Annotated in this window: 7 protein-coding genes; 5 read left to right on the top strand and 2 right to left on the bottom strand. The window is 58.6% G+C overall.

The features are described from left to right. Window positions 1-7 precede the first annotated feature (7 nt). Window positions 8-4,126, top strand: a complete 4,119-nt coding sequence (locus tag Q8K09_RS16280; RefSeq protein ID WP_305256037.1) for a VCBS domain-containing protein — start codon at window positions 8-10, stop codon at window positions 4,124-4,126. 105 nt (window positions 4,127-4,231) lie between these two features. Here Q8K09_RS16280 and Q8K09_RS16275 read toward each other — a convergent pair whose 3' ends face one another. Together Q8K09_RS16275 and Q8K09_RS16270 are read right to left on the bottom strand one after the other, a co-directional pair. Then, window positions 4,232-4,633: a YbaN family protein gene (locus Q8K09_RS16275; RefSeq protein WP_305256036.1), complete on the bottom strand. Its 402-nt coding sequence runs from the start codon at window positions 4,631-4,633 to the stop codon at window positions 4,232-4,234. Between the two features lie 15 nt (window positions 4,634-4,648). Continuing rightward, window positions 4,649-5,236, bottom strand: a complete 588-nt coding sequence (locus Q8K09_RS16270; protein ID WP_305256035.1) for a YecA family protein — start codon at window positions 5,234-5,236, stop codon at window positions 4,649-4,651. 154 nt (window positions 5,237-5,390) lie between these two features. Between Q8K09_RS16270 and recQ the strand changes: the two genes are divergently transcribed. The 4 genes from recQ (at window position 5,391) to Q8K09_RS16250 (ending at window position 12,076) form a co-directional block, all read left to right on the top strand. Then, window positions 5,391-7,517 (top strand): DNA helicase RecQ, encoded by a 2,127-nt coding sequence (recQ, locus tag Q8K09_RS16265; RefSeq protein ID WP_305256034.1) that lies wholly within the window; start codon window positions 5,391-5,393, stop codon window positions 7,515-7,517. Window positions 7,518-7,724: 207 nt separating this feature from the next. Then, window positions 7,725-8,171 carry a MarR family transcriptional regulator gene (locus Q8K09_RS16260; RefSeq protein ID WP_305256032.1) on the top strand — a complete coding sequence of 149 codons (447 nt, stop codon included), beginning with the start codon at window positions 7,725-7,727 and terminating at the stop codon, window positions 8,169-8,171. Next, window positions 8,171-9,574: a DHA2 family efflux MFS transporter permease subunit gene (locus Q8K09_RS16255; protein WP_305256031.1), complete on the top strand. Its 1,404-nt coding sequence runs from the start codon at window positions 8,171-8,173 to the stop codon at window positions 9,572-9,574. Before Q8K09_RS16260 ends, Q8K09_RS16255 begins: the two co-directional genes overlap by 1 nt. 396 nt (window positions 9,575-9,970) lie before the next feature. Further along, a complete protein-coding gene (locus Q8K09_RS16250) occupies window positions 9,971-12,076 on the top strand; it encodes a FimV/HubP family polar landmark protein (RefSeq protein WP_305256030.1) in 2,106 nt (701 codons plus the stop codon). Window positions 12,077-12,159 lie beyond the last annotated feature (83 nt).

Below are 12,159 nucleotides of genomic sequence, written 5' to 3'. Positions count from 1 at the left end.
ATTCGTCTTGAGCGCCTCGGACGGTACACAGTCATCGGCGCCAGCGAGCATCGTTATCGAGATCGTCGACGACGTACCGAACGCGGTCGACGACAGCAACAGCATCGGCGAAGACGCGGTCGCGCCAATCAGCGGCAACGTACTGACCAACGACCTACACCCCAACGGCCAACCAGGCGCGGATGCGCCGATCAGCTTGGTCAGCTGGAGCAGCACCGCGGCCAGTTACGGCACCTTTACCGACACCGGCAACGGCACCTACAGCTACCTGCTGGACAACAGCAACCCATTGGTTCAGGCCCTGGATGAGGGCGAGAGCCTCACGGAAACCTTCAGCTACACCATGCAGGACGCCGACGGCGACCCAGACACTGCGACCCTGACGATCACCATTACCGGCAGCAATGATGTGCCGTTGGTCAACGTTGATCCGGGCAACGACGGTGCTAACGATCAGGTGTTCGAAGCCGGTCTGGCCAATGGCTCGGCGGCAGCCGGCAACGGTGAGTTTGCCAGCGGCACCTTCACCCTGAGCGACGCCGATGGCCTCGATGATCTTGAAAGCGTAACCATCAACGGTGTCACCGTGGCCATCGCCAGTCTGGCCGGCAGCAGCTTCGCCGGCAGCAACGGCACCCTGACCATCAACACCTACAACGCGGCCAGCGGTGTGGCCAGCTACAGCTATGAACTGACCAGCCCGACCAGCGATGGCCCAGGTATCGAGACCGACAGCTTTAGCCTCAGCGTCTTCGATGGCACGGCCAGCTCGGCGCCAGCGAGCATCCTTATCGAGATCGTCGACGACGTACCGAACGCGGTCGACGACAGCAACAGCATCGGCGAAGACGCGATCGCGCCAATCAGCGGCAACGTGCTGACCAACGACCTGCACCCCAACGGCCAACCGGGCGCGGATGCGCCGATCAGCTTGGTCAGCTGGAGCAGTACCGCGGCCAGTTACGGCACCTTTACCGACACCGGCAACGGCACCTACAGCTACCTGCTGGACAACAGCAATCCACTAGTCCAGGCCCTGGATGAAGGCGAGAGCCTCACAGAAACCTTCAGCTACACCATGCAGGACGCCGACGGCGACCCAGGCACTGCGACCCTGACGATCACCATCCGGGGGGCAAATGACAGCGCCCAGGTAGTGACTGCTGCGCTTCAGGGGCCCGATGAAACGGTCTACGAAAAAGGTCTGACTTCGGCAGCGGATACCAGCGAAACAACTGGAGGCAGCTTCACGGTATCGGCCACCGACGGCATAGCCAGCGTTACGGTCGGCGGGGTGAGCCTGAACCTGGCGCAACTGCAGGCCTTGGCAGCGAGTCATCAGGTTATCAACACTGGCGAAGGCTTATTGACGCTGACTAATTACACCGGTACGGCCAGTGCAGGTACGCTGAGTTACAGCTACACGCTGAGCGCGACTATCGACAACGACAGTCACACGGGGGCCACCGGTACACACTTCGACGACAGCATCACGATCAGTGTGCTGGGCGTCGGCGGCAGTTCGGCCAGCGATGAGCTTATTGTGCGGATCATTGACGATGTACCGACGCTTACCACTGTTGCGCCGGCATCGCTGAGCAATGATCCTTCCGGTTATGCGACAGGGACTTCTGATCCTGTTATCGGCGCAGATGCGCCTGGCAGCGCTGATTTGACCGGGAATATTGCAGGCTGGAATGGCACCAGTGTCACGTTCGGCGCATCGTCGCTAACATCGGGCGGTAATACCGTCTATTACTCAGTCAACCCTGACGACACGGGCACGCTTTACGCCTTTACCAGCGCAACGCCAGCGCACTATACCGGGGGGGTAGGGCAGTCGCTGATCTTTACCCTGACCTATGATGTGGCCGGTAATTATGTAATCGATATGACCGGTAAGCTCGATGGCCCTGTCCAGGTATTCGGCGCGATGTTTAATCAGAATATTGGCGGCAATCAGGACTACCTGTTGGTGACGGATACAGGTGGCCTTTATAAACCCGGTGACTCAATTCCAGCCGGACAGACTGTCGTTATGTCGGTAGATTCTTCGGTCGGGACAGTGAATTCAAGTCAGCAGGGCCTTGCCGCGGACAGTCAGTGGATAAGTAGTGATGTGGCACTTTACTTCACCTTCACCAGTCCAGTGGTCAGCGCACAGTTTTCTATTGATATTCAGGGTTCAGGTTCAACGAACGTAGTCAATTGGACTGTTTATGGTCAAGACGCGTTGGGTAATAGCGTTACAGAGAGTGGCGCAACGGTATTTACCGAAAATGTGCTGACCACTATTCCTACATTGTTGACCGGGATAACCCGAATCGATCTCTCCGATACCGAGGGAGCTGGGTTCCGGGTGAATGGCTCCTCAATTGTTGACCGTATCGAAGAAGACCCAATAGGCACGTCTTTTCAAGTCGGAGTTGTTGATGCCGACGGTGACTCTGCATCGGCCACTCTGGACGTTGTTTTTCAGCCGCAGTTTGCAGGCCAGTTGGTGGTTGGTTCCAATGCCGCCGATGTGGCGGGAAGTGCATTTCTTTATGTGACCCCGACAGGGGCGGGTGTTATTACGGGTAAAGATGGGAATGATATTTTGGTGGGGGATGAGGGGCGTAGTGATCTTCTAGGCAAAAATGTCAACATGATCCTTGTGCTTGATTCCTCCGGCAGCATGACGACGGATATCAGCTTCAATGGGACGATCATGAGTCGTATGGACGCTCTCAAATTAGCGGTTAACGGTCTGCTTGCGGGGCTCGCAGTTAGCGCCGCCGATAATGTGCGAATCCAGCTTATTGACTTCAATAATTCGGCCAAGAGCCTTGGGGTCTTCGATATCAAGGGTGGAGAACTTACGGCTGCACAAAATGCGGTAAACGGCCTGACTACCAACGGCTGGACCAATTATGAAGCGGGCCTGCAAGTGGCCTTGAATTGGGTCGCGAGTGTGGGGGCTGATGCCCCTCATACAGGGGCAAATGTGATCAATCAGGTTGTGTTCGTTTCTGATGGTGCGCCGAACAGTTGGCTAGCCGGTGACTCGACCAACCTCAACAATACCGTGACTAATGGCGCTACCAGCACGGCGGTTGCTCATGTCCTGGGTGCGCACAATCCGTCAGGCAGCCAGAATGACGACACGGTAAGCGAAGTGGCTTTGCTCGAAGCGAGCTTTGGGCAGATTCAAGCTGTTGGCATCAATGTGGGTGGTGCGGCCCTTGATATTCTCAATCAGGTCGAGGGTGAACTTTCCTCGGTGAGCCCTGATGTGGCCAGTAATATCACCACCGGTGAGCAACTGGCGAGTGTGCTAGCCGATTTTAATCCTGAGGTTCAGCTTTATGATGCAGGCAATGACACCATTTTGGGTGGCGCTGGAGATGACTTGATTTTCGGCGACGTGTTGTACACCGATATCCTGGCCGCTGCTGCGGCGTTACCCACCTCGGCGGGTGCAGGTTGGCAGGTTTTTGCTTTACTGGAAGCCGGGGCCGGAGCGGGTGGGTATGCGACATGGACCCGCGCAGATACCTTGGACTATGTCCTGACTCACGCGGATGAACTCGCTCAAGAGTCTGGACGTGCACTCGGTCATGACACCATTGATGCCGGTGCGGGGAACGATCTGGTGTATGGGCAAGAGGGTAATGACACCCTCTTCGGCGGCAGTGGTAATGATGTATTGTTCGGTGGGTCGGGTAACGACACGCTATTGGGCGGTGATGGCGATGACATTCTGATCGGCGGTTTGGGCGCCGATATCATGAGTGGTGGGGCTGGCCAAGATACTTTTATTTGGCAGTTAGGGCATCTGGGTGGTGGAGTTGATCATATTACCGACTTTTTTATTGGATCAAATATCGGCGATTCGGATGTTCTGGACTTGTCACAACTGTTAACCGGTGCTGATACAAGTATCGCGAGTCTGCAAAGTTACCTGGATTTCGCATTCGCCGGGACGACAACCACTATTTCAGTGAGTACTAATGTGGGCGGGCCAGTAGAGCAGCAGATAGTGTTGGATAACATCAACTTGTCGACGTTCTATGGCACGGCCAGTGAAGCCAGCATAATCACCAGTCTGCTCGATGATAATGCGCTTAAAGTCGATACCGTCTAAACCGTCGCCGTCCTGCCTGCGGCTTTTCCTGCGGGCAGCGACTTTGCGGTGAGCAGTGTAATCGGTGCGTATGCTCGTGCGTGGCGCGCTGAATAACGCATGTGGCTAGCGCCGGTTGGGCAGGGTTTTCTGTTTGAGGATATAAATGCTGACCAGTACTGCGCTGGTCAGCATAAAGGCGCGTGCCCAGAACAGGGGAACCAGGTAGCAGGAGAGGGCAATACTGAGCCACATCAGGGCGATGCTGTAGACCTTGGCTTTGAGCGGTATACCCTGCCCTTCAAGGTAGTCGCGCACCCATGGGCCCAGCCTGGGGTGCAGCACTAACCACAGATAAAAGCGTTTTGAGCTGCGCACGAAGCAGGCTGCGGCGAGTAACAGGAATGGCGTGGTAGGCAGTACCGGCAGAAAAATCCCGATCACCCCGAGTGCTACGCACAGCCAACCCAAGGCCAGCAGTGCATAGCGTATCAGTGGATTACGGTTTTCCTTTATGTCATGCGCCATGGCCTTGGCGCAGACTCAGTGGTGACGAGGCTTGAGCAGGGCTGGTTTTTCTTCCGGGGCCTGGCACAGCAGAAACAGTGCGGTCAGTAGTTCAGGTATCTGCTCCACCATGCTGTCTACCAGGTCGCGGTCGCTGGCGATTTCGGTGAACTCTGGTTGCTCATCGAACAAGCCGGAGGCGACCATGATCGGCAGCAGCAGCTCGCTGACTTCGTCTTCGGCATCGTCGAACCAGACGGATTCACGCAGGAATACCCCTTCCATGAAGCCGATGCACCAGCCGCGCAGGTCGGAGTCGTCTGGATCGTCGCCGAGGTCGAGTTCGCAAGGTACTTCTGGATCGTCATCGCTGGCCAGTTGGCGGGCGATATGAGTCTGCAGTTGCACCAGGGTGGCTTCGATGTCGTCGCGCTCCTCGTCACTGCGGTAATGCGGTGGCTCGGAGAACAGGGCATCGATCCACTCACGCTCCGGTACCGGTTCGGGACAGATCGACAAGGCAGTGAGGTAGCCGTGGGCGGCCACGTAGTCCAGAGCCTCTTCGTGCAGCTCATCGGCGTCGAGAAAGGCTTGCAGGCGGGACAGTTGCTCGGCGAAGGACATCGTGGGGCTACCTTGAAGAAGTAAACGAGGATGGATTCTAGTCCAGACCTGCTACAGCGGCCACAGTTCTAGGCAAATGCCCGGTGAAAACATATCAAAACTCAGTCCGGCAAGCAGGTGCGTATACTGCGCAGCTCGTTTCGGAGACCTTTTCATGCTTGACCAGGCACTGCGCATCCTCAAAGACGTTTTCGGCTATGACAGCTTCCGTGGCCGCCAGGGGGCGATCATCGAGCGCGTGGCGGGTGGTGGCGACGCCTTGGTATTGATGCCAACCGGCGGTGGCAAGTCGCTATGTTTTCAGGTGCCGGCCTTGTTGCGCGAGGGCTTGGCGGTGGTGGTGTCGCCTCTGATCGCTTTGATGGACGACCAGGTTGCCACCCTCGACGAGTTGGGGGTGGCGGCAGTGGCCCTGAATTCCACCCTGAATGCCGAGCAGCAGCGCCAGATCGCCGAGCGAATCAACCGCGGCGAAATAAAAATGCTCTACCTGGCTCCAGAACGCTTGGTGCAGCCGCGCATGTTGGCGTTTCTGCAGCGCTTGGATATTGCGTTGTTCGCCATCGACGAGGCGCATTGCGTATCGCAATGGGGGCATGACTTCCGGCCGGAGTACCTGCAGTTGGGCCAGTTGGCCGAGCTGTTTCCCACTGTGCCGCGCATCGCCCTGACCGCTACGGCAGATATGCGCACCCGTGAAGAGATCGTGCAGCGCCTGCATCTGCAAAATGCCGAGCGTTTTCTCTCCAGCTTCGACCGGCCAAACATTTTCTACCGCATCGTGCCCAAGGATCAGCCGCGCAAGCAGTTGCTGGCCTTTCTCGCCGAGCGCAAGGGCGATGCCGGCATCGTCTATTGCATGTCACGGAAGAAAGTCGACGATATGGCGGCTTTCCTCAGCGAGCAGGGGTTCCCGGCGTTGCCTTACCACGCCGGCCTGGCCAATGAGTTGCGCGCCTATCACCAGAAGCGCTTCCTCAACGAGGAAGGCTTGATCATGGTGGCGACCATCGCCTTCGGCATGGGCATCGACAAGCCGAACGTGCGCTTCGTCGCGCACCTGGACCTGCCTAAATCGCTTGAGGCCTACTATCAGGAAACCGGTCGTGGTGGTCGTGATGGATTGCCGGCGGACGCCTGGATGGCCTATGGCCTGCAGGACGTGATTTTTCTCAAGCAGATGCTCAACAACTCCGAAGGCGACGAACGGCACAAGCGTGTCGAACAGCACAAGCTCGACGCCATGCTCGCGCTCTGCGAAGAGACTCGCTGCCGGCGGCAGACGCTGTTGGCTTATTTCGACGAGGACATGCCCAATCCCTGCGGCCATTGCGACAACTGCATCGATGGGGTACAGACCTGGGATGCCACCGAGCCGGCACGCCAGGCGCTCTCGGCGATTTATCGCAGCGGTCAGCGCTACGGCGTTGGGCATCTGGTCGATCTTTTGCTCGGGCGTGATAACGACAAGGTGCGCAGTTTGGGTCATCAGCACCTGACGGTATTTGGCGTCGGCAAGGCGCTCAGCGACGGCGAGTGGCGCTCGTTATTCCGTCAACTGGTGGCCCGCGGCCTGGCCGATGTCGACCTCGAAGGCTATGGCGGCTTGCGTCTCTCTGACAGTTGTCGGCCCTTGTTGCGCGGTGAGGTGGCTTTGCAATTGCGCCGCGACCTTAAACCGCAACACACGGCGAAAACTTCCAGCAGTGCTGCCAGCCAGCTGGTGCGTGGCGACGAGCGCGAGCAGTGGGAAGCCCTGCGCGCGCTGCGGCGCAAGTTGGCCGAGGAGCATGCGGTACCGCCTTATGTGATCTTCCCTGACGCCACGCTATTGGAAATGCTGCGCAGCAAGCCTGGCAGCCTTGCCGAAATGGCTCAGGTCAGCGGCGTCGGCGCGCGCAAGTTGGAGCGCTACGGCGAGGCTTTTCTTGAGGTGCTGAGTGGAAATGCCGAGGCGCCGCGGGTGGTGCTCGACTTGCGTCATGAATTGGTCAGCCTGGCCCGCGCCGGTATGACTCCGTTGCAGATCGCTGGCCAGCTCAAATGCAGCGAAAAGAACGTCTACAGCATGTTGGCCGAAGCCATTAGCCGCCAGCAGCTATCTCTGGAGCAAGCGCTGGACCTGCCGGAAGAGCTGCTCGGTGAGATCCAGGATGCTTTTCTCGACGGAGAAGGCGAGCTGCCGCCGGTGGCCGAAGTCAGCCGGTTGTTCGTTGGGCGCGCCGGGGACGGCGTGTTGTACTGCGTGCGCGCGGCGTTGCAGGCTGAGTTCGGCGGCTGAGAGCTCTGCCTGAACCCTTCTGCCCCGCGACCACGAGCAGGCAGTGGAGTGTTGTCGCCAGTGACTATCACCGGCGTTCGAGTCCTCGCCGTGAGTCGGTATATGAAGGGTGTAAATATTGAAGGGGTCCAAGGGCTTGCTCTCGAGGCTGTGGTTATGATTAGCTCGCTAATAGTTAGTTTTTGATACTTAAAGAGTCTTTTAGCCATGTCGCAGTCGCCGTCGCAGTTGGATCCACACCGTTTCGCCATGCAGTTAGCCCAGCTATCACGCTCCTGGCGCGCCGAACTTGATCGCCGTCTGGTCGGGCTCGGCCTGTCACAGGCGCGCTGGCTCGTGCTCTTGCACCTGTCGCGCTTTGCCGAATTACCGACCCAGCGCGAGCTGGCGCAAAGCGTGGGGGTCGAGGGGCCAACCCTGGCACGTTTGCTCGACAGCCTTGAAGCCCAGGGCCTGGTCACCCGGCAGGCGGTGCCGGAAGATCGGCGTGCCAAGAAAATTGCCCTGAGCCCGCCCGCGCAACCATTGATTGAAAAGATCGAGGCCATTTCCACTCAGTTGCGCAAAGAGCTCTTCGCGGGTATCGATGAAGAAGAGCTGCGCCGTTGCCAGCAGGTGCATGCGCGGATTCTGGGTAATCTGGAAAAACGTTGATGGGGCAGGACCTGCCTGATCTGCAGGCCCGCTTTGGCGCGCGCTATCCGCGCTGGTTGTTGGGCATATTGATGATCGCCAGCATGGCCATGGTGCTGGCTTCGACCAGTATCAACGTGGCTCTGCCTGCGATCATGCTGGATTTTTCGATTGGCCGGCCGCAAGCGCAGTGGCTGTCCACCGGCTTTCTTGCGGCCATGACGGCGGGTCTGTTACTGGCCGCATGGGCTCATTCGCGTTTTGGTGCCAGGCGCACCGCACAGTTCGGCTTGCTGTTGTTCGTCATCAGTTCGTTGCTGGCACTGGTCGCTCATGAGGCCTGGCAGCTGATTGCCCTGCGCATCGTTCAGGGTTTGTGCGCCGGTATCGTTCAGCCCTTAGCCGTGGTGCTGATCTTTCGTGTATTTGTTGGCGGCGGCCGTGGGATGGCCTTGGGGGTCTATGGTTTGGGGGTGATGGTTGCGCCCACGCTGGGGCCGACTATCGGCGGCTATCTGGTCGATCACTTCGGCTGGGAGGCGGTATTTTGGATGCCATTGCCCATGTGCGGCCTGGCGATGCTGGGCGGACAGTGGTTGTTGCCCAGTCGGCGGGATAGAACCACGCCTTTTCTGGATGTATGGGCCTTCATTTTATTGTGCGTGGGCTTGTTTGCCTTGCTCGGCGCCTTGGCCGAGGCTCAGCGTTTTGCCTGGCTGGCACCGCGGGTATGGTTGCCCGGTCTGCTGGGTGCGTTGGCATTCATCGGGTTTTTCACACGTAGTTGGCACAGCGAAAAACCGCTTTTGCCGTTGCGCTTATGGCGTAATGCCGGCTTTCGCAATGCCAGTTGGGTGGCCCTGACCCTGGGCATGGGCCTGTATGGCTCGACCTATCTCATCCCTCTGTACCTGCAAACCGTCGAAGGCTATAGCGCCGGGCGCGCAGGCTTGCTGTTGCTGCCAACCGGCGTACTGATGGGCGCTGCTTCCTTTGTCGGTGGCTGGCTCAGCGATAAGCAGTCGGCGGCTTTGCTGCTGGTCAGCGGGTTGCTGATCTTCGCGCTGTCTAGCGCAGGACTGGGCTGGCTCGAGCAGGGTGCATCGTTCACCGTGCTGTGCTTTTGGGCGTGTGTTGGACGGGTTGGCCTGGGGCTGCTGTTGCCGGCGTTGAGCACCGGGTCGCTGGACATCCTCAGTGCCCAGGAGCTGGCCTTGGGTGCGGGTGCGATTACCTTCGTGCGGCAGCTCGGCGGAGCTTTTGGCGTCAACTTGCTGACGTTCTTTCTCGAGTGGCGCCACAGCCGTGAAGGCGGCGATCCGGCCGCCGAGGCCATGGCATTCCAGCAGAGTTTCTGGCTGATGGCCTTGGTCTTCGCGCTGACTGTGCTAGCCGCTTGGCGCGTGCGCCCGACACGCCGCTAACGCAATATGCCGGTGGTTATTGAAGGCGCTTTTACGGGCCATGTAGCCGTTAGTCAGTGCTGCGAGCCCTGCGGGATGACGGTCTGTGTTTCAGTCGCTAAATTAGGCTGAGCAAGGGGCGGGTAGCGGCATCTGGCGCATAACGTTGATAAAGCCATTTTATTGACTGCCATCCTGCGCTTTTGCGTATGATGGCAACCTGCCTTGTAACTACTAACGCACAAATTCGCGCAGCCCTGTAGATCATAGCCATACTCACTCACTAGCCGGGTTCGACATGGAATGTTTCCCGGCGTTAGAATTTGCTGCACCCACTGTTTTCACCACTGAGGGATATGCACGCCAGCGCGTGGGGTGGTGTAACGACTCGGGAGCGGAGTCAGCGGGAGAGTTAACATGTCTCGAGTCCGGCAATTGCTGATCGGCCTTGCTTCAAGTTCGGCATTTTATTCCGGGGTAGTACCCGCCTTGGGGCTGGGTGAAATCACCCTGCATTCGGCCCTGAATCAGCCGTTAGATGCTGAAATCGAATTGCTGGAAGTCGCCGATTTGACCAGCAGTGATCTGTTGGTGCGGCTTGCATCTGCCGATGTATTCAGTCGCTCAGGTGTCGATCGCCTGTTCTTCCTGAACGACCTGCGTTTCACCCCCTTGCTGCGAGGCGGCAACAGCGTGATCCGCGTGGTGTCGAGTCAGCCGGTGCGCGAGCCCTACTTGAACTTCATTGTCGAGGTGGCGCGGCCCAACGGTGCGTTGTTGCGCGAATACACCCTGTTGCTCGACCCGCCCAATTCATCGGCTTTTCGTACCGTTGCTGCCGCGCCAGAAGTGCAAGCTTCTCCTGAGCGTGCACAGGCTTCGTCAACGTCAACGTCAACGTCAACGTCAACGCCAGCCCCCGCCGCGCCGCGCGTCATGCCAGTGGCTGATGCGGGCGCGCAGTATCAGGTCGTCAGCGGCGACAGTCTGTGGAAGATAGCGGCAGATTTGCGCGCCGCTGGTAGTCAGGCATCGCAGCAAGCGTTGATGCGCGATATCCATGCGCTTAATCCGCAGGCATTCACCCGTGGTGATATCAACCGCCTGCAGGCGGGGGGCGACTTGCTTCTCCCCGATACAGCGCAAGCCGGCAGTGCGCCGATCATGCGCGTCACCGCCGATACTGATGTCAGCGCTGAGCTGCAAGCTCAAGCGCCAGGAGAGCCGCCAGCTGACCCGCAGGTTGAGCAGGTGGCACTGATGCAGCAGCGCCTGGATCAGGAATTGCTTAGTCAGGCCGAGGAAAATCTCAAGCTGCAACAGAGCGTTATTGACCTGCAGACACAGGTGCAGCAATTGCAGGCACAGATGAGCGGCAGGGATCAGCAATTGGCCGAGTTGCAAGCCCAGTTGGTCGAGCGCTCTGTAGTCGAACAATCGCCTCCCGCGCCTGTAGTTGCAGAGCCTGCGGTGGGTGTGCCGAACGAGTCCGGCGAGACGCCGGGCCGTAACTGGTTCAGCATCGTTTTGGCTGCGCTGGCCTTGTTGCTGGTCGGCTTGCTTGGGCTGTTTTGGCGCCGCCGTCGCGCGCCTTCGCCAGAAAACCCTCAGGCAGTATCTGCTGAGCCCTTAGTGATCGCGCCTGAACCTATTACGCCGCCGCTGCGTAGCGTTCCTTTGGCCGCTCGTGCTACTCCAGCATCGGCAGCTGCAAACAATCCAGTCGACGCGTTGGAAGGCGCGAATATCTACATTGCCTATGGCCGCTTCAGTGAGGCCGCAGTGATTCTGCGCAAGGCGTTGGATGTGCAGCCAGAGCGCAGCGATATTCGCTTTCGTTTGCTTGAAGTGCTGGCGCAGCAGGGTGATGCCCGGGCCTTTGCCGAAGAGGAAGCAGTCTTGCGTGCGTCCGGTTTCACTGCTGCGCGTATTGATCAGCTCAAGGCGCGTCACCCCAGGTTGCTCGATGCCCCTGCGGCTGCCGAGACGCTAGACGATGCCGCGCTGGTGCTGGACGAGTCGCAGTTGCAGGCGCCAGCGCACGCAGCAGATGAAGCGCTGGAGGATGACTTTCAACTTAATCTGGATGACCTGTCGCTGGACGCAGATTGGGATCTGGTCAGTCCGTTCCCAACCAGCATGCGTAAGAAAAGTACTGACGCGACGTCCGATGGCTTCGAGGGTGACGATGTCGCAGTAGGGTTTGAACCGACGAGCAATCGCGATGCGCGGAGTCCCTTCGCCCAATCCATGCTGGTTGAAGAGGCCACGGCAGACGACTGGTTGCAGGAAAATCTGGGCGAAGACTTTCTCGCTCAGCCACTTATCGAAGACAGTCCGCTGTTGCACGACTTCGAACAGTTGGCCGGGAACCACGACAACCTGGCCAAGCTGAATTTGGCGCTGGCCTATATCGAGCAGGGTAGTCTGGAAAGCGCGTGCAATATCCTCAACGAAGTCATCAGCGATGGGGATGATGAGCAGAGGCAGGAAGCCCGCGAGTTGTTGGCGAAAATTGCCTGAAGGCATTTCCTCTAGCTGCTTGGGTTTTCACCTGAAAGGCCCGCTTACCTGCGCAAGGTAGGCGGGCCTTTTTACGTTGCAAG

The sequence above is a fragment of the Pseudomonas sp. genome, from assembly GCF_030683065.1.
Classification (GTDB): Bacteria; Pseudomonadota; Gammaproteobacteria; order Pseudomonadales; family Pseudomonadaceae; genus Aquipseudomonas.
The sequence above is the reverse complement of the archived record's forward strand: the minus strand, read 5'-3'. Positions and strand labels throughout refer to the sequence as shown.

Excerpts from the sequence above, each read along its gene's own strand:
- Q8K09_RS16275 (WP_305256036.1), bottom strand. The coding sequence starts at position 4,633 with ATGGCGCATGACATAAAGGAAAACCGTAATCCACTGATACGCTATGCA.
- Q8K09_RS16270 (WP_305256035.1), bottom strand. The coding sequence starts at position 5,236 with ATGTCCTTCGCCGAGCAACTGTCCCGCCTGCAAGCCTTTCTCGACGCC.
- recQ (WP_305256034.1), top strand. The coding sequence starts at position 5,391 with ATGCTTGACCAGGCACTGCGCATCCTCAAAGACGTTTTCGGCTATGAC.
- Q8K09_RS16260 (WP_305256032.1), top strand. The coding sequence starts at position 7,725 with ATGTCGCAGTCGCCGTCGCAGTTGGATCCACACCGTTTCGCCATGCAG.
- Q8K09_RS16255 (WP_305256031.1), top strand. The coding sequence starts at position 8,171 with ATGGGGCAGGACCTGCCTGATCTGCAGGCCCGCTTTGGCGCGCGCTAT.
- Q8K09_RS16250 (WP_305256030.1), top strand. The coding sequence starts at position 9,971 with ATGTCTCGAGTCCGGCAATTGCTGATCGGCCTTGCTTCAAGTTCGGCA.